Origin of the sequence: Amycolatopsis antarctica (genome assembly GCF_002262875.1) — a bacterium.
In the GTDB taxonomy this organism is placed as follows: Bacteria; Actinomycetota; Actinomycetes; order Mycobacteriales; family Pseudonocardiaceae; genus Amycolatopsis; species Amycolatopsis antarctica.
This window is the reverse complement of sequence record NZ_NKYE01000007.1, coordinates 199,112-225,135: the sequence shown is the minus strand read 5'-3', so window position 1 is coordinate 225,135 and position 26,024 is coordinate 199,112. Positions and strand designations below refer to the sequence as shown.

At 70.9% G+C, this 26,024-nt stretch carries 20 protein-coding genes; 8 read left to right on the top strand and 12 right to left on the bottom strand.

The genetic code is table 11. The features are described from left to right. Positions 1–44: 44 nt before the first annotated feature. Together CFN78_RS13920 and CFN78_RS13915 are read right to left on the bottom strand one after the other, a co-directional pair. The gene (locus tag CFN78_RS13920; RefSeq protein ID WP_094863194.1) at positions 45–3,176 is read right to left on the bottom strand and encodes a beta strand repeat-containing protein; all 3,132 of its coding nucleotides are present in this window, start codon (positions 3,174–3,176) and stop codon (positions 45–47) included. Positions 3,177–3,374: 198 nt separating this feature from the next. Then, a complete protein-coding gene (locus CFN78_RS13915; protein ID WP_133116351.1) occupies positions 3,375–4,358 on the bottom strand; it encodes a hypothetical protein in 984 nt (327 codons plus the stop codon). Positions 4,359–4,714: 356 nt separating this feature from the next. On the opposite strand from CFN78_RS13915, the gene CFN78_RS13910 reads away from it, so the two are divergent. The 5 genes from CFN78_RS13910 (at position 4,715) to CFN78_RS13890 (ending at position 9,541) form a co-directional block, all read left to right on the top strand. After that, positions 4,715–5,959: an AI-2E family transporter gene (locus CFN78_RS13910; RefSeq protein ID WP_420807882.1), complete on the top strand. Its 1,245-nt coding sequence runs from the start codon at positions 4,715–4,717 to the stop codon at positions 5,957–5,959. Further along, on the top strand, positions 5,956–7,107 hold the full coding sequence (macS, locus tag CFN78_RS13905) for a MacS family sensor histidine kinase (RefSeq protein ID WP_094863192.1): 1,152 nt from the start codon (positions 5,956–5,958) through the stop codon (positions 7,105–7,107). Before CFN78_RS13910 ends, macS begins: the two co-directional genes overlap by 4 nt. Before the next feature lie 103 nt (positions 7,108–7,210). Then, a complete protein-coding gene (locus tag CFN78_RS13900; RefSeq protein ID WP_094863191.1) occupies positions 7,211–7,867 on the top strand; it encodes a response regulator in 657 nt (218 codons plus the stop codon). A gap of 343 nt (positions 7,868–8,210) precedes the next feature. Continuing rightward, positions 8,211–8,912, top strand: a complete 702-nt coding sequence (locus CFN78_RS13895; RefSeq protein ID WP_094863190.1) for a DUF1707 SHOCT-like domain-containing protein — start codon at positions 8,211–8,213, stop codon at positions 8,910–8,912. Positions 8,913–8,923: 11 nt separating this feature from the next. Then, positions 8,924–9,541, top strand: a complete 618-nt coding sequence (locus tag CFN78_RS13890; protein ID WP_094863189.1) for a DUF1707 SHOCT-like domain-containing protein — start codon at positions 8,924–8,926, stop codon at positions 9,539–9,541. Here CFN78_RS13890 and ptsP read toward each other — a convergent pair. From ptsP to CFN78_RS13850, 8 genes are all read right to left on the bottom strand, one after another. After that, a complete protein-coding gene (ptsP, locus tag CFN78_RS13885; RefSeq protein WP_094863188.1) occupies positions 9,538–11,178 on the bottom strand; it encodes a phosphoenolpyruvate--protein phosphotransferase in 1,641 nt (546 codons plus the stop codon). The two genes, CFN78_RS13890 and ptsP, sit on opposite strands and share 4 nt — an antisense overlap. 77 nt (positions 11,179–11,255) lie before the next feature. Further along, complete coding sequence (locus CFN78_RS13880; RefSeq protein ID WP_094863187.1) at positions 11,256–12,098, bottom strand: ribokinase; 843 nt, start codon at positions 12,096–12,098, stop codon at positions 11,256–11,258. 402 nt (positions 12,099–12,500) lie between these two features. Continuing rightward, positions 12,501–14,318: a DUF6346 domain-containing protein gene (locus tag CFN78_RS13875; RefSeq protein WP_094863186.1), complete on the bottom strand. Its 1,818-nt coding sequence runs from the start codon at positions 14,316–14,318 to the stop codon at positions 12,501–12,503. After that, the gene (locus CFN78_RS13870; RefSeq protein WP_133116350.1) at positions 14,308–16,224 is read right to left on the bottom strand and encodes a DUF6346 domain-containing protein; all 1,917 of its coding nucleotides are present in this window, start codon (positions 16,222–16,224) and stop codon (positions 14,308–14,310) included. Before CFN78_RS13870 ends, CFN78_RS13875 begins: the two co-directional genes overlap by 11 nt. After that, positions 16,214–18,031, bottom strand: a complete 1,818-nt coding sequence (locus CFN78_RS13865) for a DUF6346 domain-containing protein (RefSeq protein ID WP_094863184.1) — start codon at positions 18,029–18,031, stop codon at positions 16,214–16,216. Before CFN78_RS13865 ends, CFN78_RS13870 begins: the two co-directional genes overlap by 11 nt. Before the next feature lie 105 nt (positions 18,032–18,136). Next, complete coding sequence (locus CFN78_RS13860; RefSeq protein WP_094863183.1) at positions 18,137–19,255, bottom strand: WXG100 family type VII secretion target; 1,119 nt, start codon at positions 19,253–19,255, stop codon at positions 18,137–18,139. Continuing rightward, entirely contained in the window at positions 19,255–19,566 is a 312-nt protein-coding gene (locus tag CFN78_RS13855; protein ID WP_094863182.1) for a hypothetical protein, read from the bottom strand. Before CFN78_RS13855 ends, CFN78_RS13860 begins: the two co-directional genes overlap by 1 nt. Continuing rightward, positions 19,563–20,129, bottom strand: a complete 567-nt coding sequence (locus CFN78_RS13850) for a YbaB/EbfC family nucleoid-associated protein (protein ID WP_094863181.1) — start codon at positions 20,127–20,129, stop codon at positions 19,563–19,565. Before CFN78_RS13850 ends, CFN78_RS13855 begins: the two co-directional genes overlap by 4 nt. A 140-nt stretch (positions 20,130–20,269) precedes the next feature. Between CFN78_RS13850 and CFN78_RS13845 the strand changes: the two genes are divergently transcribed. Beyond that, complete coding sequence (locus CFN78_RS13845; RefSeq protein ID WP_094863180.1) at positions 20,270–20,665, top strand: hypothetical protein; 396 nt, start codon at positions 20,270–20,272, stop codon at positions 20,663–20,665. 40 nt (positions 20,666–20,705) lie between these two features. Continuing rightward, a complete protein-coding gene (locus CFN78_RS13840) occupies positions 20,706–21,485 on the top strand; it encodes a TetR/AcrR family transcriptional regulator (protein WP_094863179.1) in 780 nt (259 codons plus the stop codon). A 190-nt stretch (positions 21,486–21,675) separates the two neighbouring features. Here the strand turns inward: CFN78_RS13840 and leuS are convergent, their stop codons facing one another. Continuing rightward, a complete protein-coding gene (leuS, locus tag CFN78_RS13835; protein ID WP_094863178.1) occupies positions 21,676–24,579 on the bottom strand; it encodes a leucine--tRNA ligase in 2,904 nt (967 codons plus the stop codon). 289 nt (positions 24,580–24,868) lie between these two features. Between leuS and CFN78_RS13830 the strand changes: the two genes are divergently transcribed. Next, positions 24,869–25,309 carry an SdpI family protein gene (locus CFN78_RS13830; protein ID WP_094863177.1) on the top strand — a complete coding sequence of 147 codons (441 nt, stop codon included), beginning with the start codon at positions 24,869–24,871 and terminating at the stop codon, positions 25,307–25,309. Between the two features lie 9 nt (positions 25,310–25,318). On the opposite strand, the gene CFN78_RS13825 is transcribed toward CFN78_RS13830, so the two are convergent. Beyond that, positions 25,319–25,891, bottom strand: coding sequence for a YqgE/AlgH family protein (locus CFN78_RS13825; RefSeq protein WP_094863176.1), 573 nt, complete (start codon positions 25,889–25,891; stop codon positions 25,319–25,321). Between the last annotated feature and the right edge of the window lie 133 nt (positions 25,892–26,024).

The window sequence follows — 26,024 nt, the reverse complement described above, 5'->3', positions numbered from 1 at the left end:
CGCTCCCGGGGCCGCCGTGGTCTGGCTGTTAGTGCGTCAGTTCATCACTGGATGTGGAACTTCTTGCCGGTGAGCTCGCCGACCAGCTTGTCGAAGATGCTCAGCGGCGAGCTGTCGACCTGGGCCATGGCCGGGCCACCCGAGGGGCGGCCGAAGTCCATCGGCACCAGCGGGAGCTGGTCGACGGACGGGCCACCGACGTGGTCCGTGCCGGGCAGCGTCGGAAGCTGACCGGAGACCGGCAGGTCGATCGGCAGCTTGCCGGAGGTGATGCCGCCGGGCAGGTCCAGGCTGTCGAAGGACGGGACGTCCAGCGGCAGCTTGCCGGAGAACGCGCCGCCGAGCAGGTCGTCGCCGCCCAGCACGGTCTTGCCAGGGAGCTCGAACGGCAGGATGCTCGCCTGCGGGGTGTCGATCGCCGAGATCGGCGTGGCGTCCGCGCGCAGCGTGGTCGGCATCCGGCCGCCGGGCAGGCTGGGCAGGGTGCCGGCGCGGAGCTCCGAACCGTCGATCTGCTGGATGAACGAGGGCTCCTCGCCCGCGACTTCGATGTCGGTAGCGTTGACCGCCTCGGTGATCGCGTTGCCGAGGATCTCCACCGGCACGTCGTAGACCTGGGCCAGGACGCCGATCGGGAGCTGCTCGTCCAGGCCGGAGAGGCTGTCCTGCTCGCCCGCGGTGTTGGTCTCGCCGCCGACGGTGCCGTTGGTGAGGTTGTCACCGAAGGCGTCCGAGTTGCCCAGCACCGACACGGCGTCACCGAAGCCCTGGACCACGGCCGCGGCCGGGACGTCCAGGATGCTGCCGGAGATGGAACCCTCGGTGCCGTCGGTGTCGATGTCGCCGCCGGAGGTGACCTCGGTGGTGTTGACGCCGTCGCCCAGCGAGTTGCCCGCCACGTCGAGCGCACTGCCGAAGACCTGCGCGATCGGCAGGGCCTGGGCGCTGATCACGTTGCCCGCGAGCGAACCCTCGGTGCCCGCGGTCTCCGAGTCGCCGCCGGCCGCGGAGGTGACGTCGTTGACGCCGAAGCCCTCCGCACCGCCGAGCACGCTGCCGGCCAGACCGAACAGCGAACCCGCACCGCCGACCGGAGCCTGGACGATGTTGCCGGTGATCGTGCCCTCGGTGCCGTCGGTGGTGGCGTCACCACCGGCGGAGGAGTCGGTCAGGTTCTCGCTGAGGCCCTGGGCGTTGCCGCCACCGGCCGCGGCGATGCCGTGCAACTGCGCCGGAAGCGAGATCGGGGCCTGCACCAGGTTGCCCGCGATGGTGCCCAGCGGGCCCGTCGCGTTGTAGTCGCCACCGGCGGTGGAGGTGGTCTCGGTGCTGCCCGCGGCGTCCGCGTTGCCGACGGCCGAGGTGCCGATGCCGAAGATCTGCGCGGGGAGCGAGACCGGGGCGGCGATCAGGTTGGAGCTGATCTTGCCGAAGTCGTCGTCGGTGTTGCCGCCGCCGCCCGCGGAGACGTCCTTGATCTCGGACCCGCTGGCCTGCGCGTTGCCGAGACCGCCGGTGGCGGTGCCGAACAGCTCGGCCGGAAGGGCAACCGGGGTGGTGATCAGGTTGCCGGAACCGGCGGAGTCGTTGCCCAGCGTGCCGTTGTAACCGCCGGCGCTGACCTCCTTGGTCTCGCTGCCGTCGGCGGCGGCGTTGCCGACGAGGGTGGCGGCGTTGCCGTAGGCCTCGACCGCTCCAGCCAGCGGGCTGCTGGCGGTGTTGCCGGAGAGCAGCGAGTCGTTGCCGTTGGTGAAGGTACCGTCGCCCGCGGTGGCGCTGGTGTCGCTGATCATCGAGGCGTCGGCGTTGCCCGCGACGCTCGCCGCGGAGGCGAACAGCTCGCCCGGCAGGGCCAGCGGAACGTCGGCGATGTTGCCCGCCAGCGCGCCGTCGGCACCGGAGGTGCTGGAGAACCCGCCCGCGACGACCTCGCTGGAGGTGGTGCCCTCGGACCCGGCCTGCCTGGTGAGACCGTTGCCGGAGAAGGCGTTGCCCAGGACGGTGGCGGCGTTGCCGGTGATGCCCGCGACGCCCGCGCCCTGCGGCTGGACGACGTTGCCGGAGACGGAGCCGTTCTCGCCGCCGGTCTGGATGTAGCTGTCGATGTCGTTGATGCCGGGGGTGGTGCCGCCCGCGGTGGCGTTAGCCTCCGAGTTGGACGCCGAGGAGGCGTTGCTCAGCAGTGCGGGGATCGCGTTGCCGTTCGCCTTGATCGGCAGGGCGGCGGGCAGGGCGCCCACGTTGCCGGAGCCGAACTGGTCGGAGCCGTCGGTGAGGATCGCGCCGCCCGCTTCGGCGTCGGTGCTGGCGTCGAACTCGCTCAGAGCCGAGCCGGCGAGGCCGGAGATGGCGTTGCCGGTGACCTGGACGGGCGTGGCCGCCTGGCCCGCGACGACGTTGCCGGCGAGCGAGGACTGGGTGCCGTCGGTGGTGATGTCACCGGTCTGGGTGGTGTTCTGCGTCGCGCTGCCGGTGGAGATGGCTTCGCCGCCGAGGCCGCCGATCGCGTTGCCCGCGATCTGCACCGGGGCGGCCCAGTCGAGGACGACCGCGTTGCCGCTGGCGCCGCTCTCGCTGCCGCTGGTGTTGACGTCGTCGTCGTTCTGGTAGGTCTGTGTCTCGTCGGTGTGGACCTGGGCGTCGCCGCCGAGGGCCAGCGCGTTGCCGACGATCTGGACCGGCGCGACGATGTCGAGGTCGACGCGGTTGCCTTCGGCGGCGTCCTCGGGGGCCTCGGCCTTGGCGTGCTCCGGCGCGGTGAACGGCACCGGCGAGGCGGACTCGTCCTGCTGCTGGAGTTCGCTCAGCCGCTGGCCCGCTTCGCTGGCGGCGTCGGTGACCATGCCCGCGGCCTCGTGGACCGGCTTGGTGACCGGGGCGGCCGCGTCGGTGACCGGCTTGAGCTGCTCCATCACCGGGGCGGTCGCCTTGTGCAGCGGCTCGGTGAGCGGCTTGGTGCTGATCTCACCGTGGTAGCCGGGGAGGTTCATCTGGCCCAGCGGGGTGCCGATCGCGTTGTCGTCGATGTCGATCGGGATGGTGACGTTCAGGTCCAGCGGACCTGCCGGTGTATCGGGGTTGACGTTCTCGTCGGCAGATGCGATGCCAGTGCCCAGCATCAGCAAACCACCCGTGACCAGCGCGGTCTGAATTCCACGCTTCGCCCAGGTCTGCATTGAGAGTGACTCCTTCTTGTTGGGATCCCTTGCGGGTCTTTCTCAGGGGGTGGTGCTCGCACCCGGAAAGTGGGGACGGGGTGGGCACCGGGGACTGCGGGCGCGCTTCGTTGCGCGCCGGAACGGTCGCGGACGTGCTTGTGACATGGCGTCCCTGCCGGATGGCAGGCGTGCGCCGGGTATCCCGCGACCGGTGGGTCAGTCGGGGGTGACGCCGGGCTGCGAGCCCGGCTCGACCGGACGGAACCGGTCGCGGGGCCGGAGCGAACCGGCCGTGTTCGCGTCCCGCAGGGCGGGGACGCCGGAGGCGATGCCGGAGGGCAGGCCGTCCGAGTGGACGCCGCCGACGCCGCCGCCGGGGCCCGCGGGGGCAGCCGGGGGCGCGATCGGGGCGCGGATGGGAGCGGAGGGGTCGACACCGTTGTCAACGGGCGGGACGTCCGCGCGCGGAACGTCGGCGGAGTCCACGGCGACCGGCGGGACGACGCGGTGCGTCTCCGGGCCGGTCGTCAGCGGGAGAAGTTCGGGCAGCGGCGCGGCGGCGGGCAGGCCCGCGGCGGGCGGCTGGGCGGTCATCGCGCCGGGGGCGTCCGCGGCGGAGCCCCCGGACGGCTGGTCGTCCCGTTCGCCGTCGAGCCCTGGCAGGCCGGGGAGCTTCGGCAGCTCGCCGGGCTTGCCGTAGGAGCGCGGGTCGAGCAGCTCCAGGATCGGGGCGACGACCTGCTCCGGGGTGGGCAGCGCTTCCTCGATGACCCGCGGTGCGTCCTCCGGGCGGTTGAGCACGTGCTCGACGGCGCCGAGGGTGCGGGCCACGGGGCGCACGACGGCCTGGTCGGCGAAGTCGAGCACGACGTGGTGCGGCGCGCGCCCGGCCTGCTGGCCACCGGCGCCCTCACCGGCTCCGTCGTCCGGGCGGGGCGGGTCGACGGGCTGGGTGTCGACGGGGTGCGTGTCGATCGGCTGGGACAGCCGGGGAACTCCGTCGAGCAGCTCGGACACGCCGCCGGTGATGTCGTGCACCCCGGCGACGGCGGCGTCGGTCACCGGCGTGACGTCGGTGTCGGCCGAGGCGGCGGCCGCCGAGAGGATCCAGGCCGCGGCGGTTCCGGCGACGGCGCCACCGACCACGACGAGCGCACGGGTGCACCAACGACCGGCAAGCTGCCGTCTCGTGGTCGCCACGTGGTTCACCATGCTCCTGCGGGGTCGTGTCGCTGGGGGCCTGCGATCGATGGCGCTTCTCGTCCGGCGTGACCGCGAACAGTGTTCGCGGCGGTACGCAACGTCGGCGCTGAAGAAGACTCGCAAATCGCCGACCCGAGGCCCAGCCCGTGGCGACTTGACTGCACGATCAGGTGAAGAACACGTTGTGTACCCGTATCTTGCGGTGAGTGATCGACGCTGGCGGCGACCTGTTACCGGTGGGTCGCGTCCGTTCGGCCGTGTCGCAGCTCACTTCTGCTTGTTGCGCGGAAGTCGTCACCGCCGCCCGCTACGGTTGGCACGTGAAGGACGCAGACCGCAAGACCACGGCGAAGATGCCGATGTCGATGGATGATTCCGACGTCCAGGCTTCCGTGCCGAAGGGCCTGCGGATAGCGGGCGCGCTGGCATGGCACTTCCTGCTGTCGATCGCCGCGCTGTACGTGATCGTCACGATGGTCGGCTACCTGGCCGTGGTGATCATCCCGATGTCGATCGCCCTGCTGCTGGCGGCGCTGATGGCGCCCGCCGTGGCGCGGCTGGTGCGGATGCGGCTGCCCCGCGGACTGGCGACGGCGATCGTGCTGATCGCAGGGCTCGGGTTGCTCGGCGGGCTGCTGACGTTCGTCATCGTGCAGTTCCAGGCCGGGCTGCCTGCCCTGCTGGAACAGTTCAACGCCAGCCTGGAGCAGATCCGCGACTGGCTGATCAACGGCCCGCTGCACCTGCGTCAGGAACAGATCCAGGACTTCCTGAACCAGGCGATCGGTTTCCTGCAGGACAACCAGTCGGCGCTCACCGACACGGCGCTGACGACGGCCAGCACGATCGGCGAGGTACTGACCGGCTTTGCGCTGATGCTGTTCATCCTCATCTTCTTCCTGGTCGGCGGCGAGGGCATCTGGACGTTCATCGCCCGCGGCGTGCCCCGCCACGTGCGGAACCGGGTGGACGTTGCCGGGCGTCGCGGGTTCGCCTCGCTGGTCAGCTACGTGCGGGCCACGGCCGCGGTCGCGGTGGTGGACGCGGTCGGTATCGGTATCGGCCTGTGGATCGTCGGCGTGCCGCTGGTGATCCCGCTGTCCACGCTGGTGTTCCTCGGGGCGTTCGTGCCGATCATCGGTGCGGTGGTCACCGGTTCGGTGGCGGTGCTGGTGGCGCTGGTGACGAACGGCCCGGTGACGGCGTTGATCGTGCTGGCCATCGTGATCGGCGTGATGCAGTTGGAGAGCCACGTGCTGCAGCCGCTGCTGCTCGGCCGCGCGGTGAAGCTGCACCCGCTGGCGGTGATCCTGGCGATCGCCGTCGGCCTGGTCTCGGCCGGGATCGCCGGTGCGCTGCTGTCCGTGCCGCTGCTGGCCGTGCTGAACGCCGGTATCCGCTCGCTGCTGCACGAGGTGGATCCGGATCCCGACAAGGTGGACGTGCTGCACGACCAGGAGGCCGTGCCGAACTCCGATACGGAGAAGGCCGAGTCCGGCGGGTCTGCTGGGTCGACCGCCTCGTCCTCGGCTGGGTCGTCGACGGCTGGGTCGACCGCGTCCGATGAGAAAGCCGGCGACGACCCCGAACGGCTGTGACGCCGCGGGCGGGTGGCGGGTCGGCGGTGGTGCGCGATCCGGCCACCCCGCTGTGGATCGCCTCGATCGCGCTGCGGGCGTTCACGCTGGCGTTCGCGCTGAGCGTGGTGATCGTCTACCGGGACGGCTACCAGCGCGAATGGCTGGCCTGGACGGTGCTGGGCGTGATGGCAGCGTGGACGGTGTGCACCGGCGTCGCCTACGCGCGGCAGGCGACCCGGTGGAAGTGGCTGGTCGTGCTGGATGTGCTGCTCACCTCGGCGCTGATGCTGACCTCGCCGTTCATCCTGTCCGAGTCGCAGTACGCCCTGTCCGCGCCGTTGATCACGACGGTCTGGATCTCCTCGGCGGCGGTCGCGGCCGGTGCCCGGTTCGGGCCGGTCGGCGGGGTGCTGGCGGGCCTGCTGCTGGCGGTGAGCACCGGGGTGGCGCAGCTCGACGTGGACGTGGACGTGGTGCGCGACGGTGTGCTGCTGCTGGCGGCGGGTTACCTGATCGGCATGTCCGCTTCGACGGCGCGGCGTTCGCAGGCGCGGCTGGCGCACGCGATGCGGGCGGAGGCCGCCACGGCGGAGCGGGAACGGCTGGCGAGGTCGATCCACGACAGCGTGCTGCAGGTGCTGGCGCGGGTACGCAGGCGTGGCGCGGAACTGGGTGGGGAGGCGGCGGAGCTGGCGACGCTGGCCGGTGAGCAGGAGATCGCGTTGCGGGCGCTGGTGAGTACCGAACCGGTGGCCGCGGACTCGGGCGGGATGGCGGATCTGCGCGCGGCCCTGCAGTTGATGGCGACGCCGAAGGTGCAGGTGTCGGGGCCGGCGGGGGAGGTCCGGCTGCCCGCGCCGACCGTGGACGAGCTGGCGGCGGTGACTCGCGAGGCGCTGGCGAACGTCGACAGGCACGCTCCCTCGGCGAACGCGTGGGTACTGCTGGAGGATCTCGGTTCGGCGGTGGTGATCAGCGTGCGCGACGACGGTCCCGGCATTCCGGCCGGACGCTTGGAGTCGGCCGCGGAACAGGGCCACCTGGGTGTCGCCAAGTCGATCAAGGGACGGGTGGCGGACCTGGGTGGCACCATCTCTCTGGAGACCGGACCGGGCGCGGGTACCGAGTGGGAGTTCACCGTGCCTGCCCGGGAGAAGCGGCGATGACCTGTCCGAGGGACCGCAGGAACCGCTCCGGGACGACGCGAGTCGCACCGGGTGACCGGTGAGCGGCGGATGGTTCCGCGCGGCGACGTCGAAGGGGCGGACGATGACGGAGATCTCGGTGATGGTCGTGGACGACCATCCGATCTGGCGGGACGGGGTGGCACGCGACCTGTCGGAGCACGGTTTCGATGTGCGCGGGACCGCGCCGGACGGCGACGCGGCGGTGCGGATCGCCTCGGCGATCCGGCCGGACGTGGTGCTGATGGACCTGAACATGGGGGACACCTCCGGGGTGGACGCGACACGGTCGATCACCGCGGCCCTGCCATCGACGCGGGTGCTGGTGCTGTCGGCGAGTGGGGAGCACCGTGACGTGCTGGAGGCGGTGAAGGCGGGGGCGTCGGGTTATCTAGTGAAGTCGGCGTCGACGCCGGAGCTGGTGGACGCGGTGCGGCGCACGGCGGCCGGTGATCCGGTGTTCACGGCGGGTCTGGCGGGTCTGGTGCTGGGTGAGTACCGGCGGATGGCGGACGCTCCGGCCGGTGCCGAGCCGCCGCCGCAGCTCACCGAGCGGGAGACGGACGTGCTGCGCCTGGTGGCGAAGGGGATGACCTCGCGGCAGATCGCGGAGAAGCTGGTGATCTCGCATCGGACGGTGGAGAACCACGTGCAGTCGACGCTGCGCAAGCTGCAGTTGCACAACCGGGTGGAACTCGCCCGCTACGCCATCGAGCACGGCCTGGACGGGGAGAAGGACTGACACCCCGGGCCACGGCCCCCACCGGGCAGTCGGAGGTGCTGACACGCCCGGCCGGGCGGACGGCCCGGCAACCGGCGGGCCGGTGAACGGTGTCGCGCGGGATCTTTCGGGGTTACCGACCCCCCACCCGCCCTGGGGGGCGTCCCCGCTCCACCGTATCGCCGCCCCGCCCCTGGTCACCCCGCCCGCGCGGATCTGTGGACAACTCCGTGCGATGTGAACAACTTCGCGCCGTTTCGACTCGAGCCACCGGCACCGGTCCGGGCGTCGGGGTCACACGTTCAGGGCTGCGCTCAGGGTTCTCCCGGATCCCCTCCACACCGCCGGAACCTAGAATCGAACCGTGGGCGAGACAGAGGATCAGCAGACGGCCGAGCAGCCGGAGCAGGCGCAGGCCAAGGAGTTCAACCCGCGCGAGCTGCGGGTGTCCGACGCCGAACGTGAGCACGTCGTCGGCCTTCTGCAGAAGGCGATCGGCCGCGGGATGCTCGATCTCGACGAGTTCACCGAACGCACCGACATCGCGCTGGCGGCCCGCAACCGCGGGCAGCTCAACGCCGTGCTCGCCGATCTGCCGGGCCTGACGCACCGCGACGCGGTACCCGTCCAGCAGTACGCGCAGCCCGCGTACCCCGATCCGGCCGGGTACCCGCCGCCGCCACCCGCGCCCCGGCAGTGGGGGTCCGGCCAGCACCTGGAACTCAAGTCGCACGGCTCGACGCTCAAGCGCAGCGGCCGGTGGCTGGTGCCGCCGCACGTCTCCGTGCGGAACAAGTACGGCGAGACCAAACTCGACTTCACCGAGGCGCAGGTACTCGAGCCGGTCGTGCAGGTCGACCTGGACACGAAGTGGGGCTCGGTCGAGCTGGTCATCCCGGAGGGCGCCGCGGTCGACGTCAACGCGATCAACGAGATCAAGTGGGGCTCGCTGGAGGACAAGACCAACACCAACGGCTACGCGGGCACGCCGCGCTTCGTCCTGACCGGCCGGGTGCACGGCGGTTCGCTGACGATCCGGCATCCCCGCCGCGGCTTCTTCGGCTGAGTCCGACCGCCATGAACGAACCCGACCCCCGCGAGCTGCGCGTCTCCGACGCCGAACGTCAGCACGTCGCCGGATTGCTGGAGAAGGCCGTCGGACGCGGCCTGCTCACCCTGGACGAGTTCGGCGAACGCTCCGAGACGGCGTTCGCCGCCCGTAACCGCGGTGAGCTCAACGCCGTGCTCGCCGATCTGCCCGGTCTCACGCACGAGGAGCACAGCCCGGCGTCCGCGGCACCGGCCGAGATCCGCGCGACCATGTCCACGGTGACCCGTACCGGCCGCTGGCCGGTACCCGAGGAGCTGCGGCTGCGCAATCGCGCGGGCACCATCTCCCTCGACTTCACCGAGGCACGCGTCGAGCACGCCGAGGTCCGGATCGAGCTGGACGTGGTGATGGGCTCGATCGAGCTGTTGCTGCCCGCCGGCGCGGAGCTGTCCACCACCGGGGTTGCCTGTGAGGCGGGAAGCCTCGAGGACAAGACGTCCGGCCAGACCCGGCCCGGCGTGCCACGTTTCGTACTGCGCGGCACCGTCCGCGCGGGTTCGGTCGGCCTGCGCACGCCGAAGTACTACCAGGTCGGACGGCTGCAGGTGCGGTTGCCGTGGCGGGTCACCCTGGATCGCGACTAGGTCAGCCCGGCGGTCGCGGCTGCCCGCGCCGACCTCGCATCGTCCGCGCCGAGCACGGCCTGCGCCGTCGTCACGCAGGCTGCCCTGCTCACCCCGGCGAGCCGGGTACCGACCGCGGACACCGCGGCGGCGTTCATCGACACGCTGGACATGCCCAGCCCGACCAGCACGGCGGCGAGCAGCGGATCCGTCGCGGCCTCCCCGCAGACGCCCGCGGGCTTGCCGGCCGCCCTTGCCGCTTCGCCGACCATGCCGATCAGCCGGAGCAGTCCGGGTTGCCAGGGATCGTTGAGCGCGGCCACCGCACCGAGCTGGCGATCGGCGGCGAAGGTGTACTGGGCGAGATCGTTGGTGCCGACGGAGACGAAGTCGACGGCGTCCAGGATCGCCCGCGCGGACAGCGCCGCGGCCGGGATCTCGATCATCACGCCGACGCGGGCGATCCCGGCAGCCCGGGCGCGGGCCGCGAACCAGGCGGCCTCGTCCGCCGTGGCGACCATCGGTGCCATCACCGACACCTCGGCACCGGAGTCGGCCGCGGCACCCGCGATCGCCTGGAGCTGCCGGTCGAGCAGGTCCGGCCGGTCGAACGCCACCCGCAGACCACGCACGCCGAGCGCCGGATTCGGCTCGGCTGCCTGGCCGAGGAACGGCAGCGGCTTGTCGGCGCCGGCGTCGAGTGTGCGGACGACGACCGGTTTCCCGTGAAACGACGTCAGCACCTCGGCGTAGGCCGCGCGCTGCCCCTCGACGGACGGCTCGCTGCTCGCGTCCAGGTAGCAGACCTCGGTACGGAACAGGCCGATGCCCTCGGCTCCGGCCTCGGCGGCCGAGCGCGCTTCGGCCGCGGTGCCGATGTTGGCCATGATCGCGACCCGGTGCCCGTCCGAGGTGCCGCCGCGACCGTCCCAGCCGGACGGTTCGCCGGTGCGGGCGGTGACCACGGGTGCGGCCGGGTCGGCCACGCGCACCGTTCCGCTGTCGCCGTCCACGTCGAGGGCATCCGCGTCGAGGTCGAGCAGCCCGCGCACGGCGACCACGGCGGGGATGCCGAGCGAGCGGGCCAGGATCGCGGTGTGGCTGGTGGGGCCGCCCTCCTCGGTGACCAGTGCGAGCACCGCCGCCGGGTCAAGGGCCGCGGTGTCGGCGGGGGCGAGGTCGCGGGCGACCAGCACGCTGGGCTCGTCGAACGCGGGCACGCCGGGCGGGTCGTCACCCAGCAGCTCGGCGACGATCCGATCGCGAACGTCGTGGACGTCGCGCACCCGCTCCGCCAGGTAACCACCGGCCGCGACCAGTGCCTCGGCGAATCCGCCGGCCGCCTCGTGGACGGCACGGGCGGCGGGCAGGTGCTGCTGGGTCACCAGTCTCTCGGCGTTACCGACCAGCGCCGGATCGCTCGCCATCGCCGCCGCGGTGAGCAGGATCGTCGACGCCTCGCCGGTGGTGCGGTCCGCCCGTGCCTCCAGGACGGTCGCGACGGCGCGCGCGGCGGGGGCGATGCGGGCGGCTTCGGCGGCCAGGTCGCCGGGCTCGGGTCCACCGGGCGGTACGCCGGGCTGGTCCGGCACGCGTACGACCGGTCCGCGCGCCCGGCCGGGGCTGACGGCCACTCCGGACAACGGGCCCTCGGTCATCCGTCCGGCTCCCCTCGCCACGGGTGCGTGTCCTCCGCGAGCGTATCCGCCCGGGCTGCTCAGTTCAGCTCGCCGGCTCACGGATAGGACGGCTGCGCTCCGTGCCGGGTGACCGACACGGCCGCCACCCGGACGGCCAGCCGTACCGCCTCGGCGAGTTCCGCGCCCTTGGCGAGCGCTGCGGCGAGGGCCCCGGCGAACGCGTCGCCCGCTCCGGTGGTGTCGACGGCGTCGACGCGCGGGGACTCGACGTCGACGGTCCCGGTAGCCGTGACGACGCGGGCCCCACGGGCGCCGAGGGTGACCACGACGGCGGACGGGCCGAGGTCAAGCAGCCGGGCGGGGTCCCCGGCGGAACCGAGCAGCCAGGCCGCCTCGTGCTCGTTCACCAGCAGCACGTCCAGCGCCCGCAGCGTGGCCGGGGCGACCTCGGCGGCAGGCGAGAGGTTCAGCACCGTGCGCACTCCGGCCGCCGAGGCAGCGGCGACCGCGGCCTCCACCGAGGCGATGGGGATCTCCATCGACAGCACCAGTACCGCGACGCCGTCCAGGTCCACGTCGACGTCGGTGAGCGCCGAGTTCGCGCCGGGCGAGACAAGGATCGAGTTCTCCCCGTCCGGGGTGACGGTGATGTAGGCGATTCCGGTGGGCCGGTCGACGACGCGCAACAGCCCGGTCGACACCCCGGCTTCGCGCAGTGAGGCGGCGAGCAGTTCGCCGTAACCGTCGCTGCCGACGGCCGCGAGCAGGGCGACCTCGGCGCCGAGCCGGGCGGCGGCGACGGCCGTGTTGGCGCCCTTGCCCCCCGGCGAGATCGCCGTGTCGCCGCCGAGCACGGTTTCCCCGCTGCCGGGCCGCCGCTCGGCGGCCACCACCAGGTCCGCGTTGGCCGATCCGACCACCAGCACTCTCGCCGTCATGCCCGTGAGCCTGCCAGTGATCGGACACGCGCGAAGCGGCGGCGTAAATGTGAACGAAAATCACAGAAGGTTATTGATCGACACGTATCGTGATATTGCACCTCGAAAGAGATTCAAGATCGCAAATATTCTGGCCGAATCAGAGATTCTCGTAACTTGATGGCTGCACAATGCGACACTCATGCGTGCGTTCGGGAGGATGGTCACTCGATTGGGTAGTGCCGCACTCTCGGACGTCACTACTGGGGCTCCGGAGCCTCCTCTAGACACGCGGTCGCGTTCGCGCGGCAGCGTTGTCCGATCGGCGTCCACCTGGACACCGGCCGGACATCGGGTCGCCGGCATCGATCACGTAGCCCCCCGAGTGATCGGTGCCGGCGGCGCCCCGAATCGAGCGCCCCGTCAAACGGAATGCGTCTTCTCGGATCGAATTTCCGCGACCGCCCTCGTCAAACGTGCGGCAGTGCCTCCGGACACCGTTTCGATCAACCTGAATTCATCGCCCTGAGCAGGTAATTCCGGATAACGCCGGGCGAAGTCGCCGACGGCGGGCACCACCCGTACCGAGGTACGTCCCGGCAGGCCCAGCCAGTACGCGAACCCGGACGGCACGGCGTCGACGACCACCTGCCGGAGGTCGTCGAACGGAACCCGTACCGGGCCGGAACCCCGCCGCTGCCAGGTGAGGTCGGTCGGCGAGACGAGGATCAGGCCGTTCGCCGCGCCGGAACGACCACGGATCGACGCGAGGAGATGCACCACGAGCAACAGGGACAACGGTCCCCACAGGACGGCGAGAACAACCGGCGAAGCGTCGTCGACCGCCAGCAGCAACACCGCCGTCATAAACCAGCCCAGCGCGAGCGACACGAGCCAGATCCGCCGGGGGAACGTCATCAGCCGGGGCCCGAGTACGAGGACCTCCGGCACCTCGACGCCCGCCGCGCCCTGCCCGTCCGGGACGGTGGTGGCCACCACCCGCGCACGCCGACCCCCCTCACCGCCCGCGGTGCGGCCCCGGCGCCGCACCGCGTACGCCGCCCGCCTGCCCGCCCTGACGAGGCCGAGTCCGCCACGGCGCACCTCCGGCCGCGACCAGCGCGCCATCCCTGGCCGGGCGCGCTCCGCGGCCGCGCTCAGCAGCACCGCGTCCTCGGCCGTCATCGACGAGGACACGACCCGGCCGTACGGACTGTCCTCGTGGCCGAACGCGGGCCACCGGGACAGCACCTCCGTGTCGGTCGAAGCCACGTGTGCGGTGACGGTGTCGCGGCCCAGCGAGTGCTGGTTCTCGACGAAGGTGAATCGCTCGATGCCGGCCCACGAGATGAGCCGCCGTTCGCCGGACCACAGGTCGAAGCCGATCCCGTCCTGGTAGAGCCGCATCTCCGGCACGCCCTCCACCACCTCGTTCAGTGTCCGGTTGATCGGGCCGGTCATGGCGACGACCAGCAGCGCGGCGAGCAGCAGCAGGGCGAGCGGAAGGTGCGCGGGTCCGAGCCGGAACGGCGAGCCGCCGAGTACGTAGGCGCTGCCGCCGGTGACCGTCACGGCGAGCAGACCCAGCGCCGCCATCATCCCGAGGACCACGGGGTGCGCTTTCCCGGGCCGATACGGCGGCACCCGGACGATCACCGCGCCGTCCGCGTCCAGCGGCGGACCGTCCCGGCGGGCCCGATGCCGGCGCACCCGGTGTGCCGCGATTCCGCGCTGCTCGGACGACAACCGGAAGCGGAGCGTCGAGGAGAACGCCATGAACCCGAGCGCTTCCCGGTGGAAGATCAGCAGCGGCGACAGGGCGACCAGCAGGAGCGCGAGCTGCAACCAGAACAGGAAGCCGTACGGGTGGGCGACGTCGCGTACCCATTCGCCGTCGTCGGGCCGCACGGCGACGGTGCCGCCGAGATCGGCGCGGGTGAGTTCACCGGCGCGGAACTCCACCGGTCCGAGATCACCGTCCGGAGTGGACACCTGCGCGGTGCATGCGTCGTGGCCCCGGCAGGCGGTGACCGAGGCGGTGCCGTCCAGCCCGCGCGCCGGGGCCGTGGCCCCGGCTGAGGGGTAAGCGGAAACCACGGTGACCGTCAGCGTGCTGAGCACCAGCAGGGCCAGCGAAGCCCACAACAGCAGCCCGACGCCGACCGCGACGAGCCGGTCGCGCATCGGCAGCGCCCCGGCCAGCTCCCGTGCCGACAGCCCGGCCCACCCGTCAGCCCGCATGATCACGGTCCGAACTGGGCTCCGCGCGCACCTCCGCCACCGCCCGCCGCAGCCGCGCGGCAGCGCCACCCGAGACCGTCTCCACCAACACGAACTCACCGTCCCGCTCGGGCAGGGTCGGATAGCGACGCGCGAAATCGTCCACGGCGGGCACGATCCGCACCGAGGTCCGCCCCGCCAGACCCAGCCAGAACGCGAACCCGGTCGGCACGGCGTCCACAACCACCTGCCGAACATGATCGAACGACACCCGAACGGGGAAGGTGTCGGCCGCCGGATGCCAGGTGAGCGACCTCGGCGCGACGACGATGTCCCCCTGAGGAATGCTCTTGTCCAACCCCGACAGGAAATGCACCAGCGTCATCAGAAGAAGCCCGGCGTACAAGAGATTGACGACGCCGCCCGGAACGCCATCGGTGCTCGCGATGACCTTCGGCCCGGCGACCAGGCCCGGCGGCAGAAGCAGGATCCAGATCCGGCGCGGAATCGTCATCATCGAGTGCCCGACGATGACGGGCTCCGCGACCGGGGGCTTGGCGGGCTTGCCCTCGGCGGTGACAGTGGGCTTGGCAGGCTGGTCCTTGACGATGGTGACCGCGCGCCGGTCGCGCTTCCCGTGTTTCGCGGTGTCCCAGCGGCGTACCGCCATCGCGGCCCGTCGGCCCGTCCGGGCAGGCCCGAAGCCGCCACGCTGTAACTGCGGACGTGGCCACCGCACGATTCCTGGACGTGCCCGCTCGACGTTCGCGGTGAGCACCGCGACGTCTTCGGGGGTCATCGACGAGGACACGATCTGACCGTGCCCGCCCTTCCTGTTGCCGAACGCGGTAAGCCAGAGCGCGGCGGCTCTGATGTCGGTGAACGAGACGTACGCGGTGACGGTGCCGCGGCCGAGGACGTGCCGGTTCTCGACGAAACTGAACCGGCCCACCTCGCCCCAGGGGATGGTCCGCCGCTCGCCGGACCACAGGTCGAATCCGATCCCGGTCTCGTACAACCGGATCTCGGGCACGGCCTCCGCTTCCTCGTTCTCCGCCCGGTGATCCGCGGGAGCCAGGGCGGCGGCCACCAGCCCGAGGACCAGCAGCGCGGCGAGCGGAACGTGCACGACTCCCAACTCGAACGGCGAGCCGCCGAGCACGTAGGCGCCGACGCCGGCCATCGCCGCGGCCCCCAGAGCCAGTGCCGCGACGAACCCGGCCGCGAGGTACCTCCCCACGTTGGACCGTTGCGGTGGCACCTGGACGATCACCGCACCGTCGCCTTCCGGAGCAGGGCCGTTCCGGCGCCTACGGTGTTGTCGCACCCGGTGCGCCGCGACACCGCGCTGGCGGGAGGAGACCCTGAAACGGGCCATCGATGAGAACAACATGTACCCGAGCGGTTTGCGGGAGGAGAACACCACGGGCAACACCAGGACGATCAGGAACACGATGTACGACCAGACGATCTCGTCGTACGGATGGTCGACGTCGCGTACCCATTCGCCGTCGTCCGGCCGCACGGCGACGGTGCGGCCGATGTCGGCCGGTGTCAGCTCGCCGACGCGGAACTCGATCGGTCCGAGGTCGCCGTCCGGCGTCGACACCTCGGCGGTGCACACCTCGGCGCGCCCCAGGCCGTAGCCCGTGAAAGGTCCGAGATCGCGGCAGCCGGTGACCGACGCGGTGCCATCCAACCCCTGCGTCGGTGCCACCGCTCCAACCGACGGATACTCGGAAGCACGCGCGATCGCCAGTGAGCTGAGTACCAGCACCAGCAACGACACCCACAACAACAACCCGATAGCGATCGCAACTAGACGGTCGCGCATCGGCAACGCCCTGGCCAACTCCCGCGGCGACAGCTCGGCCCATCGACCGGACGGCTTCGTCCCCGGCACCTTCTCCCCCTCCTCAGCCCGCACGCTGTGGGCGCTTCTTCTCGGATCGCACCTCCGCCACCGCCCGCCGCAGCCGCGCGGCAGCGCCACCCGAGACCGTCTCCACCAACACGAACTCACCGTCCCGCTCGGGCAGGGTCGGATAGCGACGCGCGAAATCGTCCACGGCGGGCACGATCCGCACCGAGGTCCGCCCCGCCAGACCCAGCCAGAACGCGAACCCGGTCGGCACGGCGTCCACAACCACCTGCCGAACATGATCGAACGACACCCGAACGGGAACTCCAGCGCTCGGCTGCCAGGTGAGAGCGGCCGGTGCGACGACGAGGTCCCCCCGAGGAATGCCCCCTGCACACGACGGCGAGGACCCGAGATGTACCACTATCAACAGTAGAAGCCCCAGGTACGAGCCGGTGGCGAGCCCATTTACGAGGCCATCGGTAACCGAAATGATCGTCGGGCCGACAAACATCAGCAGTAGCAGGAGCGCCACCCAAACCCGGCGCGGAACCGTCATCGCCGAGTACCGGATCATGATGGGGTCCACAACGACGGATTTGGCCTCGGCGAGGACGGGCGCGATCGACCGTCGTCCCGGCCCCCTACCTTTCGGCGAGCCCCAGCGACGCACCGCTGCCGCCGCTCGCCGCCCCGTCCGAACCAGGCCGAACCCGCCACGCCGCACCTTCGGACGCGGCCACCGCACCATTCCCGGGCGAGCCCGTTCCGCGTTCGCACTGAGCACCGCGACGTCCTCGGGAGTCATCGACGGAGAGATGATCAGGCCGTACAGGCCACCTTGTTGACCGGACGCCGGCCACCGGGCAGCGGCACCGTCCTCGGTGAACGACACATAGGCGGTGACGGTGCCCTGGCCGACGAGGGATCCGTTCGCGACAAAGCTGAACCGCCCGATATCTCGCCACTGGATCGTCCGCCGCTTGCCGGACACCATGTCGAAGCTGATGCCGGTCTCGGACAGGCGCATCTGCGGTGTCACCGCGCCTATCTGGATCTTCCTTCGATTGAGCGAGCGACTGATGGCGGCGAACGCGAAAGCGGCGACCAGCAGGGCGACGAGCGGCACGTGCACGAGGCCGAACTCGAACGGCGAGCCACCGAGCGCGTAAGAACTGCCACCGACCACGATCACGGCAAGCAGAACCAACGCCACCATTCCGCCGGTGAGGAGCACTCCCAAATTTTCGTCCCGTCGCTGCGGGAGCTCGACGATCACCGCGCCGTCCACCTCGGGCGCGGGGTCACCCCGGCGTAGTCGATGCCGGCGCACCCGCTGCGCAGCGAATTCACGCTGCTCGGAGGACAACCGGAAGCGTACTGACGAGGAGAACGACATGTAGCCGAACACTCCTGTGCTGAGGCCCCCCACCTGAACAAGAAACATCAGCAGAAGCCCGAGGTGCGGCCAGATGAGCTGGCTGTACGGGTGGTCGACGTCGCGCACCCATTCCTCTTTGCCGGGCCGCACGGCGACGGTGCGTCCGAGGTCGGCCCGGGTGAGCTCGCCGACGCGGAACTCCACCGAGCCGAGGTCGCCGTCCGGCGTCGACACGTCGGCGGTGCACACCTCGGCGCGTCCGAGGCCGTAGATCGTGATGGGCCCGTCGTCCCGGCAGGCGGTGACAACAGCAGTGCCGTCCAGCCCGCGCGTAGGCGCCACCGCCCCGACCTCGGGGTATCCAGCGACCCTCCCGACCGCCAGGGTGCCGAGCACCAGCGACACGAACGACACCCAGAACAACAACCCGATACCGAAACAGAGGAGGCGCTCGCCTATCGGCAATGCCCTGGCCAACTCCCGCGGCGACATCTCGGCCCATCGACCGGACAGCTTCGTCCCCGGCATCAATCCCCCTAGTCAGCACGCACCCGAGCCACGGCTGCTCGCCAGGCGTGCGCGCCGGTCGCGCAGACGTCAGTCGATGCTTCCGGAAATGCGGTGCTGTTCACCCTGACGCTCGAACACGGGCGGCTGCTTGGGCTGCGACCGTGCCTCGTCGTCGGTGCCGCTGCGCGGAACGACCCTGGTCTCCCGATCGTCCTGCTGTTTCTTCGCCCCGGTCTCGTACCAGTCCATCTGCTTGTCATGCTCGGTCTCGGCGGTCACTCCGGCCACGAAACCCTTGGACACCTGAGCCCCGCCGTACTTCGCGGACTCGGTGACGATCGAACTGGTCGCGGCGTCGGCCACGGCCTGGGGCAGCGACGACAGCCCCGCCTTACCGGCCTTGAGGACCGACTTCGCGTTCTCGGCAGTCTGCTTGCCGAACGCCTTCGCCAGAGTGCCCACCAGCTCCGACATGCGCGTCAGGTGCCGAATGAGTTCGTCGAAGCCGAGCATTATCCTGTCGAAGTACTTCCACCCGGTCATGGTCCGGTCGAGTACCAGCGGCGCACCCTCCGCCGCGAATGCTGCCGGGTAGGCGGGCGGCGGGTACCTGAAGAGGATCATGATGATCTTTGCGCAGAGGTCGGAAAGCAGATCCCTGATCGCCGAGCGCACGGCGTTGAGCACGGTCTTCGCGAGGTCGACGGCCGCCGAGACACCCTTGGCCGCGTTCGAAAGGCCGACGAGCGCGTCCGCCCGGTCCTGCGCGAACAGCCGGTACTGGTCGGCCGAACCGCCTGTCCAGGACGCGCAGTCGTTGCGTGTGCTCTGCGCCAGTTCCTCGGCCACCTGCTGGACCTCTGCGCTGATGCCGTCCCAGGTCTTGGCGGTCAGTTCGAGCGAATCCTGGTTGCCGGTGAGCCAGTCCAACATGTCCTTCAACGGCGACAGGTGCTCGATCACCCAGCCTATTCCCATGCTCAGCAGGGATTCCAGCGGATTCTTAGCGAAGTCCGCGATGCCTGCCGCGCCGAACCCGAGGTCCAGCAGTCCTTCCGCCCAGTCGCCGGTCGCGATCTGCTCGGCGCCACCGATCAAATCCTGTGCGATACCCGCGCCCTCGAGGGCGTGCTTCACCGGATTCTTCTCGGCCGTGGTCTCGCCGCGTGCGTCCTCGATGATCGAGTTACCGCCGGAATCCGCCATCAGATCTTCACCTGGTTCAGCAGCGCCTGCACGCTCTCCTCGTCCACGCGCTTCGCCTCGGCCCACTTGCGCACCGAATCGACGTGCGTGTGCCCGGCGTCGACGGCCGCTCGGAGGGTGCCGATGACGCTTTCCATGTTCTCGTTGCAAATCTGGGCAAGGCCTCTGCCCACAATGCCGAAGTCCTCGGATCCGAGTCGCTGGTTCGCCGCGTCCAGCGCGGTCTCCAGGCGGGCCTGGACGTGGTCGACGTGCCTGGCGTGCTCGTCGACCTCCAGCGGGTCTACCTCGAAGCCGCCCGGCGCGGTCATCGCCTGCGCCCGTCGTCGTCGAGGAAGCCGCCGCCGGAGAAGTAGTCCTCCTCGTGCGGTTCCGGATCGCGCTCCGGCCGGGCCGGACGGCGCGGCGGCGCGGGCGGGGTGGCCGGAGCGGGGTGGTCCGCGGCGTCGTCCTCGACGGCGAAGCGGAGGTCTTCGGACTCGCTGTCCGGATCGCCGTATCCGCCGCCACCCTCGACGTAGCCCTCCTCGGCCGGTTCGGGGTAACTGGCCCGCAACTGGCCGACGAGCGCGTGCATGGTCTCGGTACCCGCGATCGACGGCACCTGTTCCTGCATCGCCCCGGCGAGCCTGCTCTGCGCGAACCGCACGGTGCGCATGATCTCCTGCGCCAGCTCGGGCTTCTGCCGGGCGGCGGGCCCGATCTCCAGGCCGGTCAGGTTGCCCGAGTAGTCGACCCTGACGGCGATCTGGCCGTCCTTGCTGCGCTCGGTGACCGTGACGGTCTCCATCTCCGAACGCATCCGCTGGGCCGTGGCCTGGGCCTGCTGCAACTTCGTGTCGTAGTCGGCCATCAGGCGCTCAGGACTCGTCACGCGAACCTCCCCTGTTCACGTCGGTGATGCTACGAGCACCGAGTGTTGCATATCGTCGCGGCCGGGATTCGGGGTTTCCCCCAGTGAGGGTGGGGCTGATCGGCTGGGCGCGGGCCGGTCCGCGTCCTAGCGTCGGATCCATGTTCGAAACCGTTGCCAGAGAAACGAAACGTGCCGCGTACGGCATCGCCGCCCTGCCCGTCACCCTGTACGCCCTGGCCGGGCGAAGGCAGGCGCCGGGCAGGCTCACCGCGCTACTTCCCGACGCGCCGGCGGGTACCCGCCGGCCGCGGTACGGGCGGGCGATCCTGGTGAGCGTCCCGGCGTTCGCCCTGGCCCTGCTCGCCTGGTACCTGCTCGCCCGGATCGCCACCTACGGCGTCACCTGGACCGACGACGACGCCGCGACGTCCTGGGGCGGCCCCACGCTGACCGGCGCGTGGATCGTGCACGCACTGTGCGCGCTGGGGATGGCGGTGCCCATCTTCGCCGCGCTCGCTCCGCTCACCCGGCTGCACGCCCGGCTGACCTCATAGACTGCCGTGGACGTCAGGCCCGCGGCGGTTGGAGGCAGCAATGGACAGAAGCGCCGACAAGCGCCGGGGCCGGGAGACGACCGAGCAGGACATCCGGCGGACCGCGCGCACGCTGCTGGTGGAGCACGGTCACGAGGCCGTCACGCTGCGGGCGATCGCCAGGGAACTCGGGATCACCGCGCCCGCGCTGTACCGCTACTACGGCTCGCACGAGGACCTGATCGCGCACCTCCGCGTCGACGTGGTCAACGACCTCGGCGAACGGCTCGCCGCGGAGATAGCCGAGCTGCCCGACGACGGTGCGGTGCAGTTTTTCGCGCTGTGCCGGGGTTTCCGGCGCTGGGCGCTGACGCACACGCGGGAGTTCACGCTGGTGTTCGCCTCGCCGACGGGGAGCGTGGGGTCCGCGGCGGGCAGTGTGGCCACGTTGCGGGGGGTGCAGGAGCCGTTCGGCCGGACCTTCCTGACCAGCGCCGGGCAGGTACTGGCGACACACGAACTGGCGACACCCGCCGACGACACCGTGCCCGCCGTGTTGCGCGAGGATCTCGCCCGGTGCCGTGACGAACTGGCCGCCGTGCTCGCGTCCTCCGGTTCGGTGCTGCCACCGGCGCGACTGGACCTGGGCACGACGTACCTGATGATCCGGTTCTGGTCGAGCCTCTACGGCCACGTCAGCCTCGAGGTGTTCGGCAACTACCCCATCCCACTGTCGGATCCCGACGCGGTGTTCGACGCCCTGCTCGCCGACCTGAGCCGGGAGATCGGCCTGCCCGTCCCCGCCGATACCCAGGGTGCGACTTCCGGCAACCTCCGGTAATCCTCCTGCCGGTATGGCACCATCGTCGATCGAACACAGCGTCAAGCGCCGGGCACGCTGAGCATCCGCCCGCCGCGCCGCTCCGGGAACGACGACGCGGGCTGGATGACGCTGACCGGCGCCCGCGAAGGCGACCTCGTCCGTACCCTGCACGGACTCGGCGAAAGCCTCCGCGGACGCTGAAACCGCGCTACAGCACCACGTTCACCAGGCGGCCGGGCACGACGATCACCTTGCGGGGCTCGCCGTCCAGCAGGGCGGCGATCTTCTCGTCCGCCAGCGCCGCCTCCCGCACGGCGTCCTGGCCCGCGTCGGCGGCGACGGTGATGCGGGAGCGCACCTTGCCGTTGACCTGGATCGGGTACTCGACGGTGTCATCGGTCAGGTACTGCTCGTCGGCGACCGGGAACGGCCCGTGCACCAGCGAGTCCGGGTGGCCCAGCCGGTGCCACAGCTCCTCGGCGAGGTGGGGGCACAACGGCGCCAGCATCAGCACCAGCGGCTCGGCCAGTTCACGCGGTGTCCGCTCGGCGGCACCGTACTTCTTGGTGACGTAGTTGTTCAGCTCGATCAGCTTCGCGCCTGCCGTGTTGAAGCGCAGGCTCGCGTAGTCGTCTCGAACACCGGCGATGGCCTTGTGCAACTGCTTGCGGTCCTCGGCGGTCGGCTCCGGTCCGGCCTCGCCCGCGGGGGGGACGCGCAACTCGCCGGTCTCCTCGTCGACGATCAGCCGCCACAGCCGCTGCAGGAAACGCTGCGCGCCGATGACGTCCTTGGTCGCCCACGGCCGGGAGATCTCCAGCGGGCCCATCGACATCTCGTAGAAACGGAAGGTGTCGGCACCGTAGGTCTCCGACATCTCGTCCGGGGTGACGATGTTGCGCAGGCTCTTGCCCATCTTCCCGTACTCCTGCGTCACCTCCTCGTCACCGTGGAAGAACTTGCCGCCGTCCTCGACGACCTCGTCCGCCGGGACGTACACACCGCGCGAGTCGGTGTAGGCGTGCGCCTGGATGTAGCCCTGGTTGTACAGCTTGCGATAGGGCTCGGTGGAGGAGACGTGGCCCAGGTCGTACAGCACCTTGTGCCAGAAGCGGGAGTACAACAGGTGCAGCACGGCGTGCTCGACCCCGCCGACGTACAGGTCGGTGCCGCCGGGGTCGTCGACGCCGTGCTCGCCGGGACGCGGGCCCACCCAGTACTTCTCGTTCTCCGGGTCCACAAAGGACTTGGAGTTCGTCGGGTCGATGTAGCGGAGCTGGTACCAGCAGGAACCGGCCCACTGCGGCATGACGTTGGTGTCGCGGCGGTACTTTTTCGGCCCGTCGCCCAGATCCAGCGTCACCTCGACCCAGTCGGCCGCCTTGGACAGCGGCGGCGAGGGCTCGGAGTCCGCGTCCTCCGGGTCGAAGGTGGCCGGCGAGTAGTCGTCGACGTCGGGCAGCACCACGGGCAACTGGTCCTCCGGCAGCGCGATCGGCATACCGGCCTCGTCGTAGACGATGGGGAACGGCTCGCCCCAGTACCGCTGCCGCGCGAACAGCCAGTCGCGCAGCTTGTACTGCACGGTGCCCTGGCCGTGGCCGGACTCCTCCAGCCACGCGATGGTGGTCCGCTTGGCCTCGTCGACGTCCACCCCGTCCAGCGACAGTTCCTGGCTGGTGGAGTTGATCGCGGGCCCGTCCCCGGTGAACGCCTCGCCGTCGAAACCCGCGCCCGGTTCGACGGTGCGGACGATGTCCAGGCCGAACCTCTTCGCGAAGTCCCAGTCGCGCTGGTCCTGCCCCGGTACGGCCATGATCGCGCCGGTGCCGTAACCCATCAGCACGTAGTCGGCGACGAAGACCGGGATCTCCTTGCCGTTGACCGGGTTCACCGCGTACGTGCCGGTGAAGACGCCGGTCTTGTCCTTGTTCTCCTGCCGGTCCAGATCGGACTTGCGGGAGGCGGCCGTGCGGTAGGCCCGGATGGCCTCGGCCGGGGTCGCCGCCCCGCCCGTCCAGCTTTCGTCCACTGTGGACTCGCTCGGCCACTGGTCTGCGGTCAGCTTCGGCACCAGCGGGTGCTCCGGGGCCAGCACCAGGTACGTGGCACCGAACAGCGTGTCCGGCCGGGTGGTGAACACCTCGACCCGCTCGCCACCGGCGGCGAACCCGACCCGCGCACCCTGGGAGCGGCCGATCCAGTTGCGCTGCATGGACTTGACCTTCTCCGGCCAGTCCAGTGTGTCCAGATCGTCGACCAGCCGGTCGGCGTAGGCGGTGATACGCATCATCCACTGGCGCAGGTTCTTGCGGAACACCGGGAAGTTGCCGCGATCGGTGCGCCCGTCCGCGGTCACCTCCTCGTTCGCCACGACGGTGCCCAGGCCGGGCGACCAGTTCACCGGGGCCTCGGAGATGTAGACCAGCCGGTGGTCGTCGATCACCTTGCGTCGCTCGACCCCGCTCAGGTCCGTCCACTTGCGACCGTCCGGAGTGGACTTTCCAGCGGCGAACGCCTTCTCCAGCTCGGCGATCGGGCGGGCCTTGCCCTGCTCGGCGTCGTAGTAGGAGTTGAAGATCTGCAGGAAGATCCACTGCGTCCAGCGGTAGTACTCGGGATCGGTGGTGACGATCGAGCGGCGCTCGTCGTGCCCCAGCCCCAGCCTGCGCAGTTGCCTGCGCATGTTGGCGATGTTGGCCTCGGTGGTCGTGCGCGGGTGCGTGCCCGTCTGCACGGCGTACTGCTCGGCGGGCAGGCCGAAGGCGTCGTAGCCCAGGGCGTGCAGCACGTTGCGGCCGATCATCCGGTTGTACCGGGCGAAGGCGTCGGTGCCGATGTAACCCAGCGGGTGGCCAACGTGCAGGCCCGAGCCGGAGGGGTACGGGAACATGTCCTGCACGAACAGCTTGTCCGAGGGCACCGGGACGCTCTCGTCGTGCAGCGGGCCGCTCGGGTTCGGCGCGTGGTAAGTGCCGTGATCGGCCCAGAAGTCCTGCCAGCGCAGCTCGATCTGCCCGGCCAGCGCGGCCGTGTACCGGTGCTGCGGTGTCTCCGGGGCGCTCGCCGCGGCCACCGGGGCCTCCGGAACGGTTTCGGTGCCCTCGTTCATCGCCGATCCTCCGTGTTCGCCTGCTCGAACCCCTGCGTGAAGTGCGACAGGGCCTGAATACAACAGAACCCCCCAGCCGTGAGGCATGAGGGGTGGCCGCGCCGGTCCGTTGTGGACGTCAGCGCGGCCCGGTAAGGAGCAGGTGGCCCGTACTCATGGCAGCTATGGTAGCCGCCGCCCTGACGAGGGTGCACGTCAGTATCCGCCCCGAGCGTGCGGGTGCGTGCCCCGAACGTTCCCGGGCGGTACGGCCTCCCCGTCCGCTGACGACGTCTTTTATCCTGGTCACGTGTTCGTCGTCGCGCTGATCCCCGTGTTGCTGGGTGTCCTGGTCGGCTGGGGTGGTTACCTCGGCTGGCGCGAGAAGCTGCCCAGGGACCGCGGCGCCGGCGTGCGCACCCCGGCCACCCTCGCCAGCGACGAGGCGTTCCGGGTGGCGAACAAGGTCGCCGGGCTGCCGACCATGGCCGGTGGCCTGGTGGGGGTCGCCGCCGGGGCGGCCGCGCTCGCGATGCCGACGACGACCGGGCTGCTGATCGCCGCCGCGGTCGGCGTCGTCGGCCTGGTCGCCCTGCTCGCGGGCGGTGGGCTGCTCGGCCACAGCGCGGCGAGCGCGATCCCGGCGCCGGAACCGGCGCCCCCGGCCGGTGGCTGCGGCGGCTGCGCCTGCGGTGGTGGCGGCTGCGGTGCGCTCTCCGGAGCGAAGACACCGCCCGCCGAACAGGCCTGACGCTCCGGCTCAGTTGCGCTGCAGGTCCCCGGGATGGGTGGCCAGCAGAGCCGTCGGCACGCCCTGCCTGCGCAGCACCTGACCCCACAGGTCCCGGTTCGGCGTGGCCAGCACGTCGCTGGGCAGCGCGGGCACGATCAGCCAGTCGCCGCGATCGATCTCCCCTGCGAGCTGCCCCGAGTCCCAGCCCGCGTACCCGGCGAACACGCGCAGGCCGCGGACCCTCGGCGCGAGCACGTCCGGGTCGGCGTCCAGGTCCACCAGCGCCACCGGGCCGCGCACCGCGATCACCCCCGGTACGTCCGCCGCCGTCTCACCCGTCCGCAGCGCGGCGAGGCACAGCGCCGTCTTCCGCTCCACCGGCCCGCCGACGAAGACCGACTGCGGGTCGACGACGTGCCTGCCCCAGCTCGGCAGCACCTCGTCCACCGGGATCTCGCTCGGCCGGTTCAGCACGACGCCGAGCGTGCCCTCGTCCCGGTTGTCGATGACGAAGACCACCGTGCGGCGGAAATTGGGGTCGAACATCGTGGGCGCGGCTACGAGCAGCGTTCCCGGGTCCACCTCGGCGTCGGATCGCACCCCACCATGATTCCACTACCGCCGCCGGCGCTCATCCGGTCCCGGGAACAACAATCGGGTGGATGCCGTTGAAAGGGGTGGCCGGCGCACTCCGTGTCCCCCGGGCTCACCCTAGAAGTGCCTTTGTGGAATA

What these genes read in the sequence shown, in the direction of transcription:
- CFN78_RS13860 (WP_094863183.1), bottom strand. Translation starts at nt 19,255, where the DNA reads ATGGCGGATTCCGGCGGTAACTCGATCATCGAGGACGCACGCGGCGAG.
- CFN78_RS13865 (WP_094863184.1), bottom strand. Translation starts at nt 18,031, where the DNA reads ATGTCGCCGCGGGAGTTGGCCAGGGCATTGCCGATAGGCGAGCGCCTC.
- CFN78_RS13900 (WP_094863191.1), top strand. Translation starts at nt 7,211, where the DNA reads ATGACGGAGATCTCGGTGATGGTCGTGGACGACCATCCGATCTGGCGG.
- ptsP (WP_094863188.1), bottom strand. Translation starts at nt 11,178, where the DNA reads ATGACCGAGGGCCCGTTGTCCGGAGTGGCCGTCAGCCCCGGCCGGGCG.
- leuS (WP_094863178.1), bottom strand. Translation starts at nt 24,579, where the DNA reads ATGAACGAGGGCACCGAAACCGTTCCGGAGGCCCCGGTGGCCGCGGCG.
- CFN78_RS13920 (WP_094863194.1), bottom strand. Translation starts at nt 3,176, where the DNA reads ATGCAGACCTGGGCGAAGCGTGGAATTCAGACCGCGCTGGTCACGGGT.
- CFN78_RS13845 (WP_094863180.1), top strand. Translation starts at nt 20,270, where the DNA reads ATGTTCGAAACCGTTGCCAGAGAAACGAAACGTGCCGCGTACGGCATC.
- CFN78_RS13875 (WP_094863186.1), bottom strand. Translation starts at nt 14,318, where the DNA reads ATGCGGGCTGACGGGTGGGCCGGGCTGTCGGCACGGGAGCTGGCCGGG.
- CFN78_RS13840 (WP_094863179.1), top strand. Translation starts at nt 20,706, where the DNA reads ATGGACAGAAGCGCCGACAAGCGCCGGGGCCGGGAGACGACCGAGCAG.
- CFN78_RS13890 (WP_094863189.1), top strand. Translation starts at nt 8,924, where the DNA reads ATGAACGAACCCGACCCCCGCGAGCTGCGCGTCTCCGACGCCGAACGT.
- CFN78_RS13910 (WP_420807882.1), top strand. Translation starts at nt 4,715, where the DNA reads ATGCCGATGTCGATGGATGATTCCGACGTCCAGGCTTCCGTGCCGAAG.
- CFN78_RS13855 (WP_094863182.1), bottom strand. Translation starts at nt 19,566, where the DNA reads ATGACCGCGCCGGGCGGCTTCGAGGTAGACCCGCTGGAGGTCGACGAG.
- CFN78_RS13880 (WP_094863187.1), bottom strand. Translation starts at nt 12,098, where the DNA reads ATGACGGCGAGAGTGCTGGTGGTCGGATCGGCCAACGCGGACCTGGTG.